The sequence below is a fragment of the Kitasatospora sp. YST-16 genome (genome assembly GCF_026802215.1).
Taxonomy (GTDB): Bacteria; Actinomycetota; Actinomycetes; order Streptomycetales; family Streptomycetaceae; genus Kitasatospora; species Kitasatospora cineracea.
Genome location: NZ_CP113837.1, coordinates 5,002,908 through 5,025,455, shown reverse-complemented (window position 1 = coordinate 5,025,455; position 22,548 = coordinate 5,002,908). Strand labels below are relative to the sequence as shown.

10 protein-coding genes, 3 rRNA genes and 1 pseudogene are annotated in these 22,548 nt (G+C 68.8%); 3 read left to right on the top strand and 11 right to left on the bottom strand.

Going from position 1 to position 22,548, the window contains the following annotated elements; genetic code table 11:
- Positions 1–51: 51 nt before the first annotated feature.
- Positions 52–4,517 (bottom strand): annotated as a pseudogene (locus OU787_RS22935) (HAMP domain-containing protein).
- Between the two features lie 507 nt (positions 4,518–5,024).
- Between OU787_RS22935 and OU787_RS22930 the strand changes: the two are divergent.
- The 3 genes from OU787_RS22930 (at position 5,025) to OU787_RS22920 (ending at position 9,484) form a co-directional block, all read left to right on the top strand.
- Positions 5,025–7,574, top strand: a complete 2,550-nt coding sequence (locus OU787_RS22930; RefSeq protein WP_268660412.1) for a SpoIIE family protein phosphatase — start codon at positions 5,025–5,027, stop codon at positions 7,572–7,574.
- A gap of 303 nt (positions 7,575–7,877) precedes the next feature.
- Positions 7,878–8,432: an acetate uptake transporter gene (locus OU787_RS22925; protein ID WP_030457956.1), complete on the top strand. Its 555-nt coding sequence runs from the start codon at positions 7,878–7,880 to the stop codon at positions 8,430–8,432.
- A 191-nt stretch (positions 8,433–8,623) separates the two neighbouring features.
- Complete coding sequence (locus tag OU787_RS22920; RefSeq protein WP_268660411.1) at positions 8,624–9,484, top strand: winged helix-turn-helix domain-containing protein; 861 nt, start codon at positions 8,624–8,626, stop codon at positions 9,482–9,484.
- A gap of 41 nt (positions 9,485–9,525) precedes the next feature.
- Here the strand turns inward: OU787_RS22920 and OU787_RS22915 are convergent, their stop codons facing one another.
- The 10 genes from OU787_RS22915 to OU787_RS22870 form a co-directional block, all read right to left on the bottom strand.
- Positions 9,526–10,275 carry a phosphatase PAP2 family protein gene (locus tag OU787_RS22915; RefSeq protein WP_268660410.1) on the bottom strand — a complete coding sequence of 250 codons (750 nt, stop codon included), beginning with the start codon at positions 10,273–10,275 and terminating at the stop codon, positions 9,526–9,528.
- A 217-nt stretch (positions 10,276–10,492) separates the two neighbouring features.
- Positions 10,493–10,609 (bottom strand): 5S ribosomal RNA (gene rrf, locus OU787_RS22910).
- 84 nt (positions 10,610–10,693) lie between these two features.
- Positions 10,694–13,799 (bottom strand): 23S ribosomal RNA (locus tag OU787_RS22905).
- Positions 13,800–14,084: 285 nt separating this feature from the next.
- Positions 14,085–15,600: ribosomal RNA gene (locus OU787_RS22900) — 16S ribosomal RNA — on the bottom strand.
- Together the 16S, 23S and 5S rRNA genes form the textbook arrangement of a ribosomal RNA operon.
- 445 nt (positions 15,601–16,045) lie before the next feature.
- Positions 16,046–17,731, bottom strand: coding sequence for a ribonuclease J (locus OU787_RS22895; RefSeq protein WP_030462690.1), 1,686 nt, complete (start codon positions 17,729–17,731; stop codon positions 16,046–16,048).
- Positions 17,732–17,902: 171 nt separating this feature from the next.
- Positions 17,903–18,802: a 4-hydroxy-tetrahydrodipicolinate synthase gene (gene dapA / locus OU787_RS22890; RefSeq protein ID WP_030462691.1), complete on the bottom strand. Its 900-nt coding sequence runs from the start codon at positions 18,800–18,802 to the stop codon at positions 17,903–17,905.
- A gap of 303 nt (positions 18,803–19,105) precedes the next feature.
- Positions 19,106–19,891 (bottom strand): FAD-dependent thymidylate synthase, encoded by a 786-nt coding sequence (thyX, locus tag OU787_RS22885; protein WP_030462692.1) that lies wholly within the window; start codon positions 19,889–19,891, stop codon positions 19,106–19,108.
- Between the two features lie 35 nt (positions 19,892–19,926).
- The gene (locus tag OU787_RS22880) at positions 19,927–20,388 is read right to left on the bottom strand and encodes a hypothetical protein (RefSeq protein WP_268660409.1); all 462 of its coding nucleotides are present in this window, start codon (positions 20,386–20,388) and stop codon (positions 19,927–19,929) included.
- A gap of 1 nt (position 20,389) precedes the next feature.
- Positions 20,390–21,136 carry a 4-hydroxy-tetrahydrodipicolinate reductase gene (dapB, locus tag OU787_RS22875; protein WP_369795008.1) on the bottom strand — a complete coding sequence of 249 codons (747 nt, stop codon included), beginning with the start codon at positions 21,134–21,136 and terminating at the stop codon, positions 20,390–20,392.
- 26 nt (positions 21,137–21,162) lie between these two features.
- Positions 21,163–22,518 (bottom strand): M16 family metallopeptidase, encoded by a 1,356-nt coding sequence (locus OU787_RS22870; protein WP_232795127.1) that lies wholly within the window; start codon positions 22,516–22,518, stop codon positions 21,163–21,165.
- Between the last annotated feature and the right edge of the window lie 30 nt (positions 22,519–22,548).

Here is a 22,548-nt window from a genome sequence, read left to right as displayed (position 1 = left end):
CCGGGTTCCCGCCCGCGGGGGCCAGCCGGAGCGGGCCCCCGCGGGCGGCGGTCACCTGACAGGCAGGTGCTGGCGCATCACCGCCAGCAGGTGGTCGGTCTCCACCGGCTTGGTGATGTGGTCGGTGGCGCCCGCCTGGAGGCTCTTCTCGCGGTCGCCCTTCATCGCCTTGGCGGTCAGCGCGATGATCGGCAGGCCGGAGAACCGGGGCATCCGGCGGATCTGCTCGGTGGTCGCGTAGCCGTCCAGCTCGGGCATCATGATGTCCATCAGCACCAGGGCGACCTCCTCGTGCTGTTCGAGCATCTCGATGCCCTCGCGGCCGTTCTCGGCGTACAGCACGGTCAGGCCGTACTGCTCCAGCACGCTGGTGAGGGCGAACACGTTGCGGATGTCGTCGTCGACGATCAGCACCCGCTCGCCGTCGAAGCGCGGCGGGGCCGCGGTGGCGGGGCGGGACGGCTCGCCCTGGCGCGGGACGGTCTCCTCGGCGGGGCGGGGGCCTCGGCGGGGCGGCGGCGCTCGGCGGTCGAGCGGCGGCGCTCCTCGACCAGGCCGCGGGCCTCCTGGGTCCACTGCTCGGCGGGCGTGCGGGGCGCTTCGAGGGCGCGCGGGGCACCTCCGCGCTCCAGGGTGACCGGCTCGGGGCCCTCGCTGCGCAGCGGCAGGTAGAGGGTGAAGGCGGAGCCGCGGCCCAGTTCGCTCTCGACGTGGATCTCGCCGCCGAGCAGCCGGGCGATCTCCCGGCTGATCGACAGGCCCAGGCCGGTGCCGCCGTACTTGCGGCTGGTGCCGCCGTCGGCCTGCTTGAACGCCTCGAAGATCTCCCGGAGCTTGTTGCCGGGGATGCCGATGCCGGTGTCGGAGACCGAGAAGGCGATCAGCGGCTCGTCCGGGTCGGCCATGGTGCCGGACTCCAGCAGCTGCTCGCGCACGTGCTGCGGGATCTCCGCCCCGGCCACCGGGCGGATCATCAGCTCGACCGCGCCGGCGTCGGTGAACTTCACCGCGTTGGACAGCAGGTTGCGCAGCACCTGCTGGAGGCGCTGCTCGTCGGTGTGCAGGGTGACCGGCAGGTCCGGGGAGACCCGGACCGCGAAGTCCAGGTTCTTCTCGGCGGCCAGCGGCCGGAACGCGGCCTCCACGTAGTCGACCAGCTGGACCAGCGCGATCCGGGCCGGGCGGACGTCCATCTTGCCCGCCTCGACCTTGGACAGGTCGAGGATGTCGTTGATCAGCTGGAGCAGGTCGCTGCCCGCGCCGTGGATCGTCTCGGCGAACTCGACCTGCTTGGCCGACAGGTTGCCCTCGTTGTTGTCGGAGAGCAGCTTGGCCAGGATCAGCAGCGAGTTGAGCGGGGTGCGCAGCTCGTGCGACATGTTGGCGAGGAACTCGCTCTTGTAGCGGGAGGCCAGCGCGAGCTGCTCGGCGCGCTCCTCCAGGATCTGCCGGGCCTCCTCGATCTCGCTGTTCTTGATCTCGATGTCGCGGTTCTGCTGGGCGAGCTGCTCGGCCTTCTCCTGCAGTTCCTCGTTGGTGCGCTCCAGCTCCTCCTGGCGGGCCTCCAACTCGGCGGAGCGCATGGAGAGTTCGGCGGTCAGCCGCTGGGACTCCAGCAGCAGGCCCTCGGTCTTGGTGTTGACCGAGATGGTGTTGACGGTGACGCCGATCTGGTCGGCGATCTGGTTGAGGAAGTCCAGCGCGACGGTGGTGAAGCTGGAGAAGGTGGCGAGTTCGATCACGCCGAGCAGCCGGCCCTCGAACAGCACCGGCATCACCACCACGTGCGCCGGGGAGGACTCGCCGAGGCCGGAGGAGATCTTCAGGTAGCCGGGCGGGGTCTCCTTGAGCACGATCGGCCGCTTCTCCACCGCGGCCTGCCCGATCAGGCCCTCGCCGAGCCGGAAGGTGGTGGGCATGGTGCGCCGGTGGTAGCCGTAGGAGCCGATCAGGCGCAGCACGATGTCGTTCTCGTCGTCGTCCTCGGTGACGAGTTCGGCGGTGCGCCCGGCGGGCTGGGCGAGGAAGAAGGCGCCGTGCTGGGCGGAGACCACCGGGGTCAGCTCGCTCATGATCAGCGAGGCGACGGCGGAGAGGTCGCGGCGGCCCTGCAGCATGCCGGACATCCGGGCCAGGTTGGACTTGAGCCAGTCCTGTTCCTTGTTGGTGCGGGTGGTCTCGCGCAGGTTGGCGATCATCTGGTTGATGTTGTCCTTGAGCTCGTCGAGCTCGCCGGACGCGTCCACGTTGATCCGGGGCGACAGGTCGCCGCGGGTGACGGCGGTGGCGACCTGGGCGATCGCGCGCACCTGCCGGGTCAGGTTGTTGGCGAGTTCGTTCACCGACTCGGTGAGGTCCTGCCAGGTGCCGGCCACGCCGGGGACCCGGGCCTGGCCGCCGAGGCGGCCGTCGGTGCCCACCTCGCGGGCGACCCGGGTGACCTCGTCGGCGAAGGCGCCGAGCTGGTCGACCATGGTGTTGATGCTGGTCTTGAGTTCGAGGATCTCGCCGCGGGCGTCGACGTCGATCTTCTGCGAGAGGTCGCCGCGGGCCACCGCGGTGATGACGAGGGCGATGTTGCGGACCTGGCCGGTGAGGTTGTTGGCCATCAGGTTGACGTTCTCGGTCAGGTCCTTCCAGATCCCGGCGACGCCCGGCACGCTGGCCTGGCCGCCCAGGATGCCGTCGGTGCCGACCTCGCGGGCGACGCGGGTGACTTCGACGGCGAAGGCCGACAGCTGGTCGACCATGGTGTTCAGGGTGTCGGCGAGCGCGGCGACCTCGCCGGCCGCGTCGATGGCGATCTTCTTGGACAGGTCGCCGCGGGCCACCGCGGCCGCCACCTCGGCGATGTTGCGGACCTGGCTGGTCAGGTTGGACGCCATCAGGTTCACGTTGTCGGTCAGGTCGCGCCAGATGCCGGCCACGCCGGGGACCCGGGCCTGGCCGCCGAGCCGGCCGTCGGTGCCCACCTCGCGGGAGACCCGGGTGACCTCGTCGGCGAACGCGGACAGCTGCTCGACCATGGTGTTGACGGTGGTGACGAGTTCGCGGATCTCGCCCTTCGCGTCGACGGTGATCTTCTTGGAGACGTCGCCGCGGGCCACCGCGGTGGTCACCTCGGCGATCGAACGCACCTGGCTGGTCAGGTTGTTGGCCATCAGGTTCACCGAGTTGGTGAGGTCCTTCCAGGTGCCGGAGACCCCGGGCACGCTGGCCTGGCCGCCCAGGATGCCCTCGGTGCCGACGTCCCGGGCGACCCGGGTCACCTCGTCCGCGAACGCCGAGAGCTGGTCGACCATGGTGTTGATGGTGTTCTTCAGCTCCAGGATCTCGCCCCGCGCGTCGACCTGGATCTTCTGCGACAGGTCGCCCTTGGCGACCGCGGTGGTGACCTGCGCGATGCCGCGGACCTGGCTGGTCAGGTTGTTCGCCATCGAGTTGACGTTCTCGGTCAGGTCCTTCCAGACGCCGGCCACGCCGGGCACCTGGGCCTGCCCGCCGAGGATGCCCTCGGTGCCCACCGCGCGCGCCACCCGGGTCACCTGCTCGGCGAACCCGGACAGCTGGTCGACCATCGTGTTGATGGTGTTCTTCAGCTCCAGGATCTCGCCCCGGGCGTCCACCTCGATCTTGCGCGACAGGTCGCCGAGCGCGACCGCGGTGGTCACCTCGGCGATGTTGCGGACCTGCGCGGTCAGGTTGGCGGCCATGAAGTTCACCGAGTCGGTGAGGTCGCGCCACACGCCGGCCACGCCCGACACCTGCGCCTGGCCGCCCAGCCGCCCCTCGGTGCCCACGTCGCGGGCCACCGTGGTGACCTGCGCGGCGAACGAGTTGAGCTGGTCCACCATCGTGTTGACGGTGTTCTTGAGCTCCAGCATCTCGCCGTCGACGTCGACGGTGACCTTGCGCGACAGGTCGCCGCGGGCCACCGCGGTGGTCACCTCGGCGATGTTGCGCACCTGCGCGGTCAGCCGGCCGGCCATGGTGTTGACCGAGTCCGACAGGTCCTTCCAGGAGCCGGAGACGCTGCGCACCCGGGCCTGGCCGCCGAGCTTGCCCTCGGTGCCGACCTCGATCGCCACCCGGGTCACCTCGTCGGTGAACTCCGACAGCTGGTCGACCAGGCCGTTGACGGTCCGGCCGACCTTCAGGAACTCGCCGCGCAACGGGTAGCTCGCCCCGGTGGTGTGCACCGACCTCAGCTCCATGGTCTGGGTCAGGTCGCCCTCGGCGATCGAACCCAGCACCCGGCCGACCTCGGCCATCGGCCGGGCCAGGTCGTCGATCAGCGCGTTGCAGTTGTCGACGGCCGCCATCCAGGCGCCCTCGCCGACGCCGGTCTCCAGCCGCTCCGAGAGCCGGCCCTCGCGGCCCACCGCCCGCCGCACCCGGGCCAGTTCACCGGTGAGGTGCTGGTTGCGCTCGGCGACCTCGTTGAACACCGCGGCGATCTCCGCCAGCAGGCCGTCGCCGGGGAAGGTCAGCCGGCGGCGGAAGTTGCCGTCCCGCATCGCGGTCAGCGCGGTCAGCAGCTTGCGCAGCTCCGCGGGCTCCGCGCCGCGCCCCGGCCCCGGGCGCCGCCCGCCGCCGGCCCGCGACGGCGGCACCGGGCGGGCGCCGCGCGCAGCGGCGGTCGTCGTACCGGACACGTCCTTGGTCGCCGAACTCAACGGGGCCCTCCCAGGTCCTGACTCGGTTCACCGCCGCGGGAGGATCGGCGTCCGGCCGGTCGGCTCCCGCGCCGTCCCTGTCGACCGTACTGCGGCGGTGACGGCACGCGGACCCCCCAGTGTGACAGCACTGGCACCCGGTGTCGGTCCGGTTCTCCAGGAGTTTTCCCGACGACCAGGGAAAGTGGTGAACGAAATCACCCCCAGGTGCCTGTTTCGACGCCCCGGCCCCACTGGGTACCAACCGGAAAGTAGGGTGGAGGGCCGCACCGGACCGAGGCGACGCCGCCCCGCGTCCGCCGCACCGCCCGAACCGTCCGCCGGACCAGCAGCAGAGGAGCCGTGGCCGTGGTCACCGCGCGCACAGCCGCCACCTTCGAACCGGTCGACCGGTCGGCCGCCGCGGCCCGCGGCTTCGTCCGGGACGCCCTGCTCGGCTGGGGGCTGCCCGAGGTGGTGGACGACGCCGTGGTGCTGGTCAGCGAGCTGGTCACCAACGCGGTGGTGCACGCCGGGACGGCCGCCGAGGTGGTCTGCCTGCGCGAGGAGGACACCGTCCGGATCGAGGTCAGCGACCGGCACCCCGAGCGCGGCCTGCCGTCCTTCGCCAACGTGACGATGAACTCCGAGCGCTACGCCGACCCGGACGGCGAGGGCGGCCGCGGCCTGCTGATGTGCTCGGCGCTCTCCAGCAGCTGGGGCGTGGAGTACACCGCCGGCCGCAAGACCGTCTGGTTCCGCCTCGCCCTGCCCGAGCAGCGCCCCGGCACCCGCTACGCCCTGCCCAGCCTGCCCGGCGGCGAACTCCCGGCCGCGGACGGCCCGGTGCGGGTCGCCGTGGTGCAGCTCGACGACCACGGGCGGATCCGGCACTGGAACCCGGACGCCGAGACGCTCTTCCACCGCCCCGCCGACGCCGTCTTCGGCCGCCCCTGGGCCGAACTCGCCGTCTGGCCGCAGACCCCCGGCCTCGGCCTCGGCGACACCCTGCGGCTGGCCCGCTGGGAGGGCTCGTACGCGGTGCGCGGCGGCGACGGCGCGGTCCAGGAGGTCTACGGCACCCACGTGCGGCTGCGCGACAGCCAGGGCACCCCGACCGTGCTGTGCGTGCTGGTCCGGGAGGCCGACCGCGCGGTGCTGCGCACCCCCGGCACCCCCGGCAGCGCCGTGGAGGGCGCCGCCACCGCCGTCGAACCGCTGGACCTGCTGGTCGGCCCGGTCTCCCCCGACGACCTGTCCAGCCTGCTGCAGCGGATCGTCGAACGCGCCCGCGACCTGCTCGACGCCGACGCCTCCTACCTGCTGCTCACCAGCGAGGACGAGACCGAGTTCGAACTGCGCGCCGCCACCGGCCTCACCGGCCCGTCCCGGCGCTTCGCCCGGCTGCCGATCGACGCCGGCGCGGGCCGCTTCGACTCGGCCCGGTTGCCCGCCGTCCACGAGGACCTGTCGGTCCGCCCGACCGGCGCCGCCCCGCTGCTCGACGGCACCGAACTGCGCTCGCTGATCACCGTCCCGCTCAAGGTCGAGGGCCGGCTGACCGGCTCGCTCGGGGTGGCCGCGGCCGCCCCCGGCCGCTACGACAACGAGGACGCGCTGCGCCTGCAGTTCGCCGCCGACCGGATCGCGCTGGCCCTGGAGAGCGCCCGCCTGGGCGAGCTGGAGCGGCTGCGGCGCGGCTCGCTGTCCTTCCTGGTCGAGGCGTCCGACCTGCTCGCCGGCACCCTGGAGCACGAGCAGACGCTCGCCCTGATGGCGCAGATGGCCGTCCCCACGCTCTCCTCCTGGTGCGCCGTCTACACCACCGCGGACGCCGCGGCCGGCGCCGAACTCGCCTTCGTGCTGCACGAGGACGAGGACCGGATCGACGCGCTGCGCGCCCTGCTCGACAAGTCCCCCGCCCCGGAGGCGGAGCCCAGCCCCGGCGCCCGCCCGTGGACGGCGCCCGCCGAGACCGCCCGGGCCCTCGGCCACCCGGTCGGCCCGGACCTCGGCGAGACGGTGGTGCTGCCGCTGTCCGCCCGCAACCGGGTGATCGGCCTGCTGGTGCTCGGCACCCGGCACGGCGTCCGGTTCCGCCAGGAGATCCTGGAACTCGGCGAGGACCTCTCCCGCCGGGCCGCCCTCGCCCTGGACAACTCCCGCCTGTACTCCGAGCGCACCGCCATCAGCCAGGCCTTCCAGCGCGCCCTGCTGCCGCCGGAGCTGCCGAAGATCCCCGGCGTCGAGGTGGAGGTCTTCTACCAGGCCGCGGGCGAGGGCAACGAGGTCGGCGGCGACTTCTACGACCTGTTCCCGATCCGCGAGGGCACCTACGGCTTCGCCATCGGCGACGTCTGCGGCACCGGCCCCGAGGCCGCCTCGGTCACCGGCCTGGCCCGCAACTCGCTGCGCCTGCTGGCCCGCGAGGGCCTGAGCGCCCCGCAGGTCCTCACCCGGCTGAACGCCGCGATCCTCGACGAGGGCAGCCGGGCCCGCTTCCTCACCCTGCTGTACGGCGAGCTGACGCCCCGCGAGGACGGCTCGACCGCCCTGTCGCTGGTCTGCGCCGGCCACCCGCTGCCGCTGCGGCTGCGCACCGACGGACAGGTCGACCAGGCCGCCTCTCCGCAGCCGCTGCTCGGTGTGATGGACGAACTCGACCTCACCGCCGAGGAGTTGGTGCTCGCCCCGGGCGAGGTCCTGCTGTGCGTGACGGACGGCGTGACCGAACGCCGGGAGGGCCGCCGGATGCTCGGCGACGACGGCCTGGTCGAGGTGCTGACCGGCTGCGCGGGCCTGACCGCGGGCGCCGTCGCGGCCCGGGTGCACCGGGCGGTGGAGCGGTTCGCGCCCGAGCCGCCCTCCGACGACATGGCCATCCTGACCCTGCGAATCCCGACCCAGCGTCAGAACTGACCGGACCTCCCAGCGCCGGAACCGACCAGGCCCCGCACCCGAACTGGTCACGGTTTGCTCACACTTGCTCATTCTGCGTGATTCACAAGGGTACAAAACCGGGGCGCCGGGTACACCGTAAGCACCGGGGGCTTCCACCCCGGAGGGCATGACCAGCGGCTCGGCCGCCGGTTCTCTCACTCGCCGCAGCCGCCGCACCCTCCCTTCGGTGCGCCCACGACCCGGCACCCGGCACCACCCCTCGCACACCCACTTTTCACCGTGATCCCGCCATGCCCTGGCGCAGAGTGAAAGGAGCCTCCGGTGAGCAATGAAGCCTCCGGGGCGAACGCCCGATCCGCTGACGCGGGTCCGCTCGGTTACCTGGCCCTCGGTCTGACTCTGCTGGCGTACGGCCTGCTCGGCACGGGTGTCCTCAGCGGCACCTCGGTCGGCGGCGCGTCCTCGCTGGCGCACCTGGTCGGCGGTGTGACGCTGTTCGTCGCCGGCCTCTGGCAGTTCCGCGGCGGCGACCGCTTCAGCGGCACCGCGTTCACCGCCCTCGGCGCCTTCTGGGCGACCTGGGCCGCCGCCGGCCCGGCCGGCAAGAACACCGCGGGCCTGTTCCTGCTGCTGTGGGCGCTGCTCGCGCTCACCCTGACCGCCGCCTCCTGGGGCGCCGGCCAGCTCACCCGCGCCGTCTACGGCCTGCTGACGGTCTCCCTGGTGCTCAGCGCCATCGGAGTCCTCGGCGACGCCGCCGGCTGGGGCAAGGTCGGCGGCTGGGTCGCCGCCGTGGCCGGCCTGGCCGCCTGGTACTCCGCCACCGCCGACCTGACCGGCGGCCGCTGGGGCAAGGTCGCCCTCCCGGTCAAGTAACCGCCCCCGCACCACCGTTCACCGCACCACCCCGGGGCCCGGACGCCACCCCCACGGCGCCCGGGCCCCGGCGCGTCCGCGGGCCGGCCCCTCCCCCGCTCCCGGTCCCCGGTGATCGGGCAATCGCCTGCCCCCGTTCACCGCCGATTGCTACTGTCTGCGTTCGGAGGGGACGCATGGGTCATTGGCTGGTGAGCACGGAGTCCCTCGCCGCATGCCGTTTCGCGCTCTCACCGCTGGTCGAGACCGTCGCCGCGGTCGGCGTCCTTGCCGAGCTCCACCCCGAACCCTGGCGCCGCGACTGGCTCGCCACCCACCAGCCCGCCTTCCGCGCCCACCTCGAAGCCACCCCGCACCTCGCCGCCTGGCTGGCCGCGCACCGGCCCGCCGACTGGCCCACCGCCCTACGGCTGCCCGTCCCCGACCCGGACGCCGACCCCCGCCTGCCCGACCTCACCGACGCCGGCCTGCCCGCCGAACCCGCCGAACTCCTCGCCTGGACGTGGCAGCACGTCGTCCGCCCCGAATGGCCCGCCCGCCTGCGCGCCCTCCGCGCCGACCTCACCACCCGCCGCGAACGCGCCCACCGCCACGGCTGGCCCGCCGCCCTCCCCCGCCTCGGCCCCCAGCACCGCTGGCTCCCCGACGGCCGCCTCCGCCTCACCACCCCCGACCTCCCCGCACCCCCACCCGCCTCCCCGGACCTGCTGTTCGTCCCCACCAGCGCCCGCCACGGCTGGCTCTGCCCGAACGAGTCGCACACCCGACTCGCCGTCGTCTACCCGGTCTCCGCCGCCCCCGTTTCCGGCCCGCACACCCCGCCCCCCAGCCTGGGCCGCCTGCTCGGCAGCGCCCGCGCCCACCTCCTCACCGCCCTCGACCACCCGCGCGACACCACCCAACTCGCCACCCGCACCGGCCTGAGCCCGGCCACCGTCGACGACCACCTCACCGTCCTGCTCGACGCCCGCCTCGTCGCCGGCCCCGCCACCACCGGCCGCTACTACCGCACCGCTCTCGCCGAGGCCCTGCTCTCCGCCCAGCCCGGCTGACCAGCCCCCAGACGCCGCTGGCGGCCCCGGAGCCCCCGCCCTCAGACTTTCCCTACTTGCTGCACCGCGCTGGGCTCCCGCTCCCCCGCAGCGGCCGCCACCGCCGTCACGCCGCCCTCTTTCTGCCGCCACCCCGACACCGCCGCCTGCACCAGGTACACGGTCAGCAGGATCACCACCGCCACCAGGCCGTCCGCCCAGAAGTGGTTCGCCGTCACCACCACCACCCACACCGTCACCACCGGGTGCAGCACCATCAGCCACCGCCACGGCCCGCGCGCCACCGAGACCACCGCCACCGCCGCGATCACGCACCACGCCACGTGCACCGAGGGCATCGCCGACAGTTGGTCCGCCACCACCCCCGCGACCGCGTTCCCGTACACCGACTGCCCGTACTGCTCCGCCAGGTCGACGAACCCGTTCCCCGGCAGCATCCGCGGCGGCGCCACCGGAATGAACTGGATCAGCAGGCACACCGCCGTCGTCGCCACCACCGTGGTCCGCACCCACGCGTACCGCGCCCGGTGCCGCAGGAACAGCCAGAGCAGCACCACCAGCATCACGCCGAAGTGCATCGTCGCGTAGTAGTAGTTCGCCCCCTGCACCAGCCACGGATGCCCCACCACCGCCCGCTGCCACGACGCCTCGTCCGGCAGACCGAACTCCCCCTCCGTCCGGTGGATCCACTCCGCCCGCTCCAACGCGTGCCCCGTCCCCACCAACGACAGGTGCCCCACCACCTGCCACAGCGCGAACAGCGCCAGCAGCGTCCCTGCCTCCCGCAACACATCCGCCGCCGTCCCCGCCCGACGCCGCCCCTCCCCGCCGGCCCGCCGAGCCACCCCCCGCCTGACCGCGAACGCCGCAGCGTACAGCGCCGCGGAGGCACCGGCCGAGGTTTGCCACGTCAACGTCAGGTTCTGCATTGGCGCAGGTTACCCGGCAAGCCCCCGAAACGCGAGAAAGCCCCCTGACTTCCCGTCAGGGGGCTTTCCCACAATGATTGTTCGGCGGCGTCCTACTCTCCCACAGGGTCCCCCCTGCAGTACCATCGGCGCTGTGAGGCTTAGCTTCCGGGTTCGGAATGTAACCGGGCGTTTCCCTCACGCTATGACCACCGAAACACTATGAAACTGTCCGCCACCCGACCGCCGGAGCGGTCACGGGGGTCGTTGTTTCAGAACAACACAGTGGACGCGAGCAACTGAGGACAAGCCCTCGGCCTATTAGTACCGGTCAACTCCACCCCTCACAGGGCTTCCATATCCGGCCTATCAACCCAGTCGTCTACTGGGAGCCTTACCCTCTCAAAGGAGGTGGGAGTGCTCATCTCGAAGCAGGCTTCCCGCTTAGATGCTTTCAGCGGTTATCCCTCCCGAACGTAGCCAACCAGCCATGCCCTTGGCAGGACAACTGGCACACCAGAGGTTCGTCCGTCCCGGTCCTCTCGTACTAGGGACAGCCCTTCTCAACACTCCTACGCGCACAGCGGATAGGGACCGAACTGTCTCACGACGTTCTAAACCCAGCTCGCGTACCGCTTTAATGGGCGAACAGCCCAACCCTTGGGACCTACTCCAGCCCCAGGATGCGACGAGCCGACATCGAGGTGCCAAACCATCCCGTCGATATGGACTCTTGGGGAAGATCAGCCTGTTATCCCCGGGGTACCTTTTATCCGTTGAGCGACGGCGCTTCCACAAGCCACCGCCGGATCACTAGTCCCTACTTTCGTACCTGCTCGACCCGTCAGTCTCACAGTCAAGCTCCCTTGTGCACTTACACTCAACACCTGATTGCCAACCAGGCTGAGGGAACCTTTGGGCGCCTCCGTTACCCTTTAGGAGGCAACCGCCCCAGTTAAACTACCCACCAGACACTGTCCCTGATCCGGATCACGGACCCAGGTTAGACATCCAGCACGACCAGAGTGGTATTTCAACGACGACTCCACGACAACTGGCGTTGCCGCTTCACAGTCTCCCACCTATCCTACACAAGCCGAACCGAACACCAATATCAAGCTATAGTAAAGGTCCCGGGGTCTTTCCGTCCTGCTGCGCGAAACGAGCATCTTTACTCGTAATGCAATTTCACCGGGCCTGTGGTTGAGACAGTCGAGAAGTCGTTACGCCATTCGTGCAGGTCGGAACTTACCCGACAAGGAATTTCGCTACCTTAGGATGGTTATAGTTACCACCGCCGTTTACTGGCGCTTAAGTTCTCAGCTTCGCCCGACCGAAATCGGACTAACCGGTCCCCTTAACGTTCCAGCACCGGGCAGGCGTCAGTCCGTATACATCGCCTTACGGCTTCGCACGGACCTGTGTTTTTAGTAAACAGTCGCTTCTCGCTGGTCTCTGCGGCCACCACCAGCTCAGGGAGCAAGTCCCGTCACCAGCAATGGCCCCCCTTCTCCCGAAGTTACGGGGGCATTTTGCCGAGTTCCTTAACCACAGTTCACCCGAACGCCTCGGTATTCTCTACCTGACCACCTGAGTCGGTTTGGGGTACGGGCCGCCATGAAACTCGCTAGAGGCTTTTCTCGACAGCATAGGATCATCCACTTCACCACAATCGGCTCGGCATCAGGTCTCAGACTTGTGTTGCGCGGATTTGCCTACGCAACGTCCTACACCCTTACCCCGGGACTACCACCGCCCGGGCTGGACTACCTTCCTGCGTCACCCCATCGCTCACCTACTACCCCGTTGGGTCACCGGCTCCACCACGTCCCATTGTCCGAAGACTCCGGGCCGGCTTCACGGGCTTAGCATCAAGAGGTTCGACGTTGGCGCTTCAAAGCGGGTACGGGAATATCAACCCGTTGTCCATCGACTACGCCTGTCGGCCTCGCCTTAGGTCCCGACTTACCCTGGGCAGATCAGCTTGACCCAGGAACCCTTGGTCAATCGGCGCAAGAGTTTCCCACTCTTGTATCGCTACTCATGCCTGCATTCTCACTCGTGAACCGTCCACAACTCGATTCCTCGGCTGCTTCACCCGGCACACGACGCTCCCCTACCCATCACAGCAGGCGTTGGCCCTATTGCTGCAATGACACGACTTCGGTGGTGTGCTTGAGCCCCGCTACATTGTCGGCGCGGAATCACTTGACCAGTGAGCTATTACGCACTCTTTCAAGGGTGGCTGCTTCTAAGCCAACCTCCTGGTTGTCTCTGCGACTCCACATCCTTTCCCACTTAGCACACGCTTAGGGACCTTAGTCGGTGTTCTGGGCTGTTTCCCTCTCGACCATGGAGCTTATCCCCCACAGTCTCACTGCCGCGCTCTCACTTACCGGCATTCGGAGTTTGGCTAAGGTCAGTAACCCGGTAAGGCCCATCGCCTATCCAGTGCTCTACCTCCGGCAAGAAACACGCGACGCTGCACCTAAATGCATTTCGGGGAGAACCAGCTATCACGGAGTTTGATTGGCCTTTCACCCCTAACCACAGGTCATCCCCCAGGTTTTCAACCCTGGTGGGTTCGGTCCTCCACACGGTCTTACCCGCGCTTCAACCTGCCCATGGCTAGATCACTCCGCTTCGGGTCTTGGGCATGCAACTCAGGCGCCCTGTTCGGACTCGCTTTCGCTACGGCTACCCCACACGGGTTAACCTCGCTACACACCGCAAACTCGCAGGCTCATTCTTCAAAAGGCACGCAGTCACAGCCAAAAGGCTGCCCCCACGGCTTGTAGGCACACGGTTTCAGGTACTATTTCACTCCGCTCCCGCGGTACTTTTCACCATTCCCTCACGGTACTATCCGCTATCGGTCACCAGGGAATATTTAGGCTTAGCGGGTGGTCCCGCCAGATTCACACGGGATTTCTCGGGCCCCGTGCTACTTGGGAAATGAGCAAGCAAGCCGCTGATGTTTCGTCTACGGGGGTCTTACCCTCTACGCCGGACCTTTCGCATGTCCTTCGACTACACCAACGGTTTCTGACTCGCCGACCGGCCGGCAGACCGATCAAGCCCACTCCCACAACCCCGTCGTGGCAACCCCTGCCGGGTCTCACACCACAACGGTTTGGCCTCATCCGGTTTCGCTCGCCACTACTCCCGGAATCACGGTTGTTTTCTCTTCCTGCGGGTACTGAGATGTTTCACTTCCCCGCGTTCCCTCCACACTGCCTATGTGTTCAGCAGCGGGTGACAGCCCATGACGACTGCCGGGTTTCCCCATTCGGACACCCCCGGATCAAAGCTCGGTTGACAGCTCCCCGGGGCCTATCGCGGCCTCCCACGTCCTTCATCGGTTCCTGGTGCCAAGGCATCCACCGTGCGCCCTTAAAAACTTGGCCACAGATGCTCGCGTCCACTGTGCAGTTCTCAAACAACGACCAGACACCCAAACCCGACACCCCACAACAGGGCGCCCGGCATGAGGCCGGCATCCGCGAGAAAACGATCACTCGTTCCCTCAGGACCCAACAACGTGCCCGGCACAGTCACTCCCAGAGAACCGCGTTCCACGCCCCGGAGGGGCAGTACTGGCGACCTGTTCGCTTCCTGTGCCGAATAGTCAACGTTCCACCCATGAGCAACCGTGCGAGACATGCGCTCGCATTCGGCCGTGTGCTCCTTAGAAAGGAGGTGATCCAGCCGCACCTTCCGGTACGGCTACCTTGTTACGACTTCGTCCCAATCGCTGGTCCCACCTTCGACGGCTCCTCCCCTGACGGGTTAGGCCACCGGCTTCGGGTGTTACCGACTTTCGTGACGTGACGGGCGGTGTGTACAAGGCCCGGGAACGTATTCACCGCAGCATGCTGATCTGCGATTACTAGCAACTCCAACTTCATGGGGTCGAGTTGCAGACCCCAATCCGAACTGAGACCGGCTTTTTGGGATTCGCTCCGCCTCGCGGCATCGCAGCCCTTTGTACCGGCCATTGTAGCACGTGTGCAGCCCAAGACATAAGGGGCATGATGATTTGACGTCGTCCCCACCTTCCTCCGAGTTGACCCCGGCAGTCTCCTGTGAGTCCCCGACATTACTCGCTGGCAACACAGAACAAGGGTTGCGCTCGTTGCGGGACTTAACCCAACATCTCACGACACGAGCTGACGACAACCATGCACCACCTGTACACCGACCACAAGGGGCGCCCATCTCTGAACGTTTCCGGTGTATGTCAAGCCTTGGTAAGGTTCTTCGCGTTGCGTCGAATTAAGCCACATGCTCCGCTGCTTGTGCGGGCCCCCGTCAATTCCTTTGAGTTTTAGCCTTGCGGCCGTACTCCCCAGGCGGGGAACTTAATGCGTTAGCTGCGGCACCGACGACGTGGAATGTCGCCAACACCTAGTTCCCAACGTTTACGGCGTGGACTACCAGGGTATCTAATCCTGTTCGCTCCCCACGCTTTCGCTCCTCAGCGTCAGTAATGGCCCAGAGATCCGCCTTCGCCACCGGTGTTCCTCCTGATATCTGCGCATTTCACCGCTACACCAGGAATTCCGATCTCCCCTACCACACTCCAGCCTGCCCGTATCGAATGCAGACCCGGGGTTGAGCCCCGGGCTTTCACATCCGACGCGACAGGCCGCCTACGAGCTCTTTACGCCCAATAATTCCGGACAACGCTCGCACCCTACGTATTACCGCGGCTGCTGGCACGTAGTTAGCCGGTGCTTCTTCTGCAGGTACCGTCACTTGCGCTTCTTCCCTGCTGAAAGAGGTTTACAACCCGAAGGCCGTCATCCCTCACGCGGCGTCGCTGCATCAGGCTTTCGCCCATTGTGCAATATTCCCCACTGCTGCCTCCCGTAGGAGTCTGGGCCGTGTCTCAGTCCCAGTGTGGCCGGTCGCCCTCTCAGGCCGGCTACCCGTCGTCGCCTTGGTGGGCCGTTACCCCACCAACAAGCTGATAGGCCGCGGGATCATCCTGAACCGCCGGAGCTTTCCACCGACCCCCATGCGGGAGACGGTCGTATCCGGTATTAGACCTCGTTTCCAAGGCTTGTCCCAGAGTTCAGGGCAGATTCCCCACGTGTTACTCACCCGTTCGCCACTGATCCACCCCGAAGGGCTTCACCGTTCGACTTGCATGTGTTAAGCACGCCGCCAGCGTTCGTCCTGAGCCAGGATCAAACTCTCCGTGAATGTCTCCACGGGGAGCGGCACGGCAACCACCGGAATAAGGCGGCCCCGCGCACTGCGTCCTCGCTAGTGTTTTACTTCAAAAGGAATCTCCAACCAACCGGAACCGGTTGGCCGGGGATGTCAACATATCTGGCGTTGACTTTTGGCACGCTGTTGAGTTCTCAAGGAACGGACACTTCCTTCGGACCGCATTCCTGCGGACCCTCCGGGCGCTTCGTTCTTTCGTGTTTCCAGCTTATCAGATGTTTTCCGCTCCGTTTTCCGGAGTTTCATTCGATCCGATTTGCTTTGGCCTTTCGGCGCTCCCGAACTCTACCAGAGTTTCTCGGCCTGTTTTCCCCGCCCCGTTTCGAACGAATTCGAATCCGGAGCGAAGCCGCACGACCGTGGGGCAACTCGGAGAACGTTACGCACCGAGCTGCCCCAGGTCAAATCAGGTCGTGCCTCAGACCTCGACGACGACCGGGAGGATCATCGGGCGCCGGCGGTAGTTGTCCGCGACCCACTTGCCGATGGTCCGGCGGACCAGCTGCTGGATCTGGCGGACCTCCAGGACGCCTTCGCCGGCGGAGCGGGTCAGAGCCTCCTCCAGCTTGGCCGCGATCGAGGTGAACGCACCGTCGTCGATGCCGGAGCCGCGGGCCTGGATGGTCGGGCCGCTGACGATCTTGCCGTTGGCTGAGTCGACCACCACGAAGACCGAGATGAAGCCCTCCTCGCCGAGGATGCGGCGGTCCTTGAGCGAGGCCTCGGTGATGTCGCCGACCGAAGAACCGTCCACGTAGACGTAGCCGGCCCGGACCTTGCCGACGATCCGGGCGACGCCCTTCTCGAGGTCGACGCAGACGCCGTCCTCGGCGATGACGACGCGGTTGCGCGGGATGCCGGTGGCGATGCCGAGGTCGGCGGCGGCGCGCAGGTGGCGCCATTCGCCGTGGACGGGCATCAGGTTCTTCGGCTTGCAGATGTTGAAGAAGTACAGGAGCTCGCCGGCCGAGGCGTGGCCGGAGACGTGCACCTTGGCGTTGCCCTTGTGGACGACCTTGGCGCCCCAGCGGGTGAGGCCGTTGATGACCCGGTAGACGGCGTTCTCGTTGCCGGGGATCAGCGAGGAGGCGAGGACGACGGTGTCGCCCTCGACGATGCGGATCTGGTGGTCGCGGTTGGCCATCCGGGAGAGCGCGGCCATCGGCTCGCCCTGGGAGCCGGTGCAGATCAGCACCACCTCCTTGTCGGGCAGGTCGTCGAGGGTCTTGACGTCGACGATCAGGTTGCCGGGGACCTTCAGGTAGCCGAGTTCACGGGCGATGCCCATGTTGCGGACCATCGAGCGGCCGACGAAGGCGACCTTGCGCTTGTACTCGTGCGCGGCGTCCAGGACCTGCTGGATGCGGTGCACGTGGCTGGCGAAGGAGGCGACGATGATGCGCTTCTCCGCGTTGGCGAAGACGTTGCGCAGGGCCGCGGAGATGTCGCGCTCGTGCGGGATGAAGCCGGGGACCTCGGCGTTGGTGGAGTCCACCAGGAGGAGGTCCATGCCCTCCTCGGCCAGCTTGGCGAAGGCCGGGAGGTCGGTGAGCCGGCCGTCCAGCGGGAGCTGGTCCATCTTGAAGTCGCCGGTGGCGACGACCATGCCCGCGGGAGTGCGGACGGCGACGGCGAGGGCGTCCGGGATGGAGTGGTTGACCGCGATGAACTGGCAGTCGAAGGGGCCGATCCGCTCGCGGTCGCCCTCCACGACCTCCAGGACGTAGGGGTGGATGCGGTGCTCGGCGAGCTTGGCCTCGATCAGGGCGAGGGTGAGCTTGGAGCCGATCAGCGGGATGTCCGGGTTCTCCCGGAGCAGGTAGGGCACGGCACCGATGTGGTCCTCGTGGCCGTGGGTGAGGACGATGCCGTCGATCTTGTCGAGGCGGTCCCGGATGTAGCTGAAGTCAGGGAGGATCAGGTCGACGCCGGGCTGCTCGTCCTCGGGGAAGAGGACGCCGCAGTCGACGATCAGGATCCGGTCGCCGTACTCGAGGACCGTCATGTTGCGGCCGATCTCGCCGAGGCCGCCGAGCGGGGTGATGCGGAGGGCGCCTTCCTTGAGTGCGGGGGGCGCGCCGAGTTCGGGGTGCGGGTGGCTCAAAAGACTCTCCTCACGACGCACGCCATATGCCCGGGGGGTTCTTCCCCCGGTGGCATATGGCGTGCGTCCATCGTGGTTACCTGACTGCCGAGTGCCGCGCGCCTTCGGTCCCGGTCCAGCGGCGGACCCGGGTGGGTCCGGCGAGCCGGGGGCGCGCACGTCTGTTGTTGGTTACAGGTGTACCCCGCCGGCGGCGAGATCCTCCTTCAACCGGGCGGTCTCCGCGTCCGTGGCGGGGACCAGGGGCAGCCGGAGCGGGCCGGCCGGGTGTCCCTGCAGGTTCAACGCAGCCTTGGCGAGGATCACTCCCTGGGTGCGGAACATTCCGCTGAAGACCGGCAGCAGGGACTGGTGGACGGCGAGCGCCTTGGCGGTGTCGCCGGCCGTGAAGGCCTCGATCATGGTGCGCATCTCGGCGGCGACGACGTGGCCGACCACGCTGACCACGCCGACGGCTCCGACCGAGAGCAGCGGCAGGGTCAGGTTGTCGTCGCCGGAGTACCAGGCGAGGCCGGAGCGGGCAATGGCCCAGGAGGCCGCGGAGACGTCGCCCTTGGCGTCCTTGTTGGCGACGATCCGGGGGTGCTCGCCGAGCCGGACCAGGGTGTCCGCTTCGAGTGCGACGCCGGAGCGGCCGGGGATGTCGTACAGCATGACCGGCAGGTCGGTGGCGTCGGCGATGGCGACGGTGTGCCGGTACAGGCCCTCCTGCGGGGGCTTGCTGTAGTACGGGGTGACGGCGAGCAGGCCGTGCGCGCCGGCGGCCACGGCCTGGCGGGCGAGTTCCACGCTGTGGCGGGTGTCGTTGGTGCCGACGCCGGTGACGATGTGGGCGCGGTCTCCGACCGCCTCGACCACGGCCCGCACCAGCTGGGCCTTCTCCGCGTCGGTGGTGGTGGGCGACTCGCCGGTGGTGCCGTTGAGCACCAGGCCGTCGTTGCCGGAGTCCACCAGGTGTGCGGCGAGGCGCTGGGCGCCGTCGAGGTCGAGGTCCCCTTCGGGGGTGAACGGGGTGACCATCGCGGTCAGGACCCGGCCGAAGGGCGTCTGCGGTGTGGAGGTCGGAGCCATGGGTCCAAAGCTACTCGTAGGGCGGTGGTCGATAGCCACGCAGGTCCAGGGTTTGGACAGTGCGGGTCGTCGGGAGGGGCACCGGGACCCGGGCCGGACATGGGATTCCGGTGCTGCGCGCTCGGGGGTTCACGCAGCACCGGAATCCGTGTCCTGAGCGTATGGAGCGGCCGAGAAAGCCGCAATCCAGACATGCCGGACAGTCCGTCCATCTGCTCGTCGGCGCAGGTCAGCGGGCGGGCCCGGGGCGGCGGCCGAAGGCCGCACGGGTGAGGGCGGCCGGCCCGGTGCTCCGATGGGCCGTCAGACCTTGCGCCAGCCCGGCACCCAGGCGCCGTCCTCGACGGTGTAGTCGCCGAACAGCGACGGGGCCTCCTTGACCATCAGCTCGCCGATCTTGCCGAACAGCAGCCGGATCTCCTCCTCGGCGCCCGGCGCGGTGCGGTTCTCGATCACGTGCCGCAGGGTGCGGACGTTGGCCGTCCAGACCAGGCCGGTGGCCAGGCCCTCAGGGGCGAAGCGGCGCATGAAGGAGGTCTTCTCCTTCTTCTCGTGGAACTTCACGCCCTCCTCGTCCAGCCCGAAGTGGGCGGCCATCCAGTGCTGGAACTCCTCGATCTCCTTCATCAGGCCGGTGGCCCGGGACATCAGCTCCTCGTCCTGCTGCGCCCACTCGGGGAACCAGAACGGGATGTCGTCGAGGCGGACGAAGCGCAGCGACTCCTGGGAGACCGCGACGCCGGCCCGGTGGCGGACCAGCTCGTGGGTGACCACCCGGCTGACGTTGTGCAGGACGAAGGTGAAGGAGACGTGCTCCAGCACCGAACCGTGCGCGCTGGCCAGGATGTTCTTGAGGTAGACGTCCTGGTCGGTGCGGACCTTGGTGACGTTCGGGTTGAGGCCCGGCTTCCACGAGCGGTAGCAGATCCGGCCGGCAAACTCGGCCAGGTTCTGGGCGTCGTCCAGGTCGCCGCGGTCGACCCGCTCCAGCCAGCTCTCGCCGCCGACGTCCTGCAGGTAGGCGGCGACCTCGTCGTAGTCGAGCTCGGGGCGGGCGATGAGGTGGACCTGGGGTTCTACTGCGCGCATGGGAGAACGTCCTGGGGGTTCGGGAGGATTCCGGGTCAGTCTACGGCGGGGGCCGGGACGGCCCGACCGTGCAGCTTGATCGCGTGCTGCATGGCCTTGCGGGCCCGCGGCACGTCGCCCGCGTCGGCGTAGGCGACGGCCAGCCGGAAGAAGTTGCGCCAGTCGGTGGGGTCGGCCTCGGCCTCGGCCTTGCGGCGGGCGAACACCGCGTCGGCGGAGGCGCGGTCGATCCGGCCGCCGGAGCTGCGCTTCAACTCGTCGACGGGCAGGCCGCCCTCGGCCTCCAGCTCGCGGGCGAGCCGCTCGCCGGCCCGGCCGAAGCGGACGGTCTGGGTGAGGAACCAGACGCCGATCACCGGGATGACGAAGGCGCACGCGCCGATGCCGATGCCCAGCGGTTTGCCGGTGGCGACCAGTTGGATGCCCTCGCCGATGCAGACCAGGCTGACCAGCAGCAGGATGCCGGAGAGGACGAAGAAGCCGGTGCGGGAAGTCATGTCACAGGTCCAGGAAGTGTTCCAGGCCGAAGGTGAGGCCCGGGTGGTCGGCGATCTTCCGCGCGCCGAGCAGGATGCCGGGCATGAAGCTGCTGTGGTGCATCGAGTCGTGCCGGATGGTCAGGGTCTCGCCGGTGTCGCCGAACATCACCTGCTGGTGCGCCAGCAGGCCGCGCAGCCGCACCGCGTGCACGGGGACGCCGTCCACGTCGGCGCCGCGGGCGCCGGGCAGGCCGTGGGTGGTCGGGTCGTGCTGCGGGGGCAGGCCGGCCTCGGTGCGGGCGGCGGCGATCAGCTGGGCGGTGCGGGTGGCGGTGCCGGAGGGGGCGTCGGCCTTGTTGTCGTGGTGGAGTTCGATCACCTCGACGGACTCGAAGTACCGGGCCGCGGTCTGGGCGAACTTCATGCCGAGGATCGCGCCGATGGAGAAGTTCGGGGCGATCAGCAGGCCCAACTCGGGTGCCTTGGCGAGCAGTTCGCGGACGGTGGCGAGGCGCTCCTCGGTCCAGCCGGTGGTGCCGGTGACCACGTGGATGCCGTTGCCGAGGCAGTAGTCGAGGTTGCCCATCACCGAGTCGGGGTGGGTGAGTTCGACGGCGACGTCGGCCCGGGCCCGGGTGAGTTCGGTCAGGTCGGAGCCGCGGCCCAGGGCGGCCACCAGCTCCAGGTCCTCGGCGGCCTCGACGGCCTTGACCGCCTCCGAGCCGATCCGGCCCTTGGCGCCGATCACGGCGACGCGCAGCGTCATGTCAGTCATCCTCTCAGGCCGGCCGGTCAGACCAGCAGGTCGGCGAGCTTGGCGGCCCGCCGGTCGTTGATCGGGCCGATCAGGGCGAGCGAGGGGCGGTGCGCCCCCAGCACATCACGGGCGACGGCGTGCACGTCGTCCAGGGTCACCGCGGCGATCTTCCCCAGCATCTCGTCCACCGACAGGTGGTGGCCGTAGGAGAGTTCGGCCTTGCCGATCCGGTTCATCAGCGAGCCGGTGTCCTCCATGCCGAGCACGGTGGAGCCGGAGATCTGGCCGATGGCGCGGCGCAGTTCCTCCTCGGTGATGCCCTCCTCGACCACCCGGGCGAGCTCGGTGCGGCAGATCTTCAGCACCTCCTCGACCCGCTTGGGCTGGCAGCCGGCGTAGATGCCGAACAGGCCGGTGTCGGCGTACGAGGAGGAGTAGGAGTACACCGAGTACGCCAGGCCGCGCTTCTCCCGGACCTCCTGGAACAGCCGGGAGCTCATGCCGCCGCCGAGGGCCGCGTTGAGCACGCCGAGCGCCCAGCGGCGCTCGTCGTGGCGCGGCACGCCGGGGACGCCGAGGACCAGGTGGGCCTGCTCGGTGGGGCGGTTGAGGACGGCGGCCCGGCCCGCGGTGCGGACGGCCTTGACGCCGCGGCGGACCTCGGCGGGGTGGCCCTTGGACTTGGCCAGGACGGGCGCGAAGGCCCGCTCGACCAGCTTGACCACCTTGGCGTGGTCGAGGTTGCCGGCCGCGGCGACCACCAGGTTCTCCGGCTTGTAGCGGCGCTGGTAGAAGCCGGCGATCTGGTCGCGGGTGAGCGCGGTGACGGTCTCCTGGGTGCCGAGGATCGGGCGGCCGAGCGGGCCGTCGCCGAAGAGCACCTTGGCGAACAGGTCGTGCACCACGTCGCCCGGGTCGTCCTCGGCCATCGCCATCTCCTCGAGGATGACGCCGCGTTCGGACTCCACGTCCTCGGGGCGGATCAGCGAGCCGGTCAGCATGTCGCAGACCACGTCGATGGCGAGCGGCAGGTCGGTGTCCAGGACCCGCGCGTAGTAGCAGGTGTTCTCCTTGGCGGTGAAGGCGTTCATCTCGCCGCCGACCGCGTCGAGCGCGGCGGAGATCTCCAGGGCGTCGCGCCGGGCGGTGCCCTTGAAGAGCAGGTGCTCCAGGTAGTGGGTGGCGCCGTTGAGGACGGGCGTCTCGTCGCGGGAGCCGACGCCGACCCAGATGCCGAAGGTGGCGCTGCGCACCGTCGGGAGGGTCTCGGTGACGACCCGCAGGCCGCCGGGGAGGACCGTGCGGCGGACGGTGCCCGCGCCGCCCTCGCTGCCCTTGAGCAGGGTCCGGGTGGTTCCGGGGCGCTGCTTCGCCGCCGAGGCCTGGGCCACGGGTGTTCCTTCCAACTGCTGCTTCACGAA

What these genes read in the sequence shown, in the direction of transcription:
- dapA (WP_030462691.1), bottom strand. Translation starts at nt 18,802, where the DNA reads ATGGCTCCGACCTCCACACCGCAGACGCCCTTCGGCCGGGTCCTGACC.
- thyX (WP_030462692.1), bottom strand. Translation starts at nt 19,891, where the DNA reads ATGCGCGCAGTAGAACCCCAGGTCCACCTCATCGCCCGCCCCGAGCTC.
- OU787_RS22880 (WP_268660409.1), bottom strand. Translation starts at nt 20,388, where the DNA reads ATGACTTCCCGCACCGGCTTCTTCGTCCTCTCCGGCATCCTGCTGCTG.
- dapB (WP_369795008.1), bottom strand. Translation starts at nt 21,136, where the DNA reads ATGACGCTGCGCGTCGCCGTGATCGGCGCCAAGGGCCGGATCGGCTCG.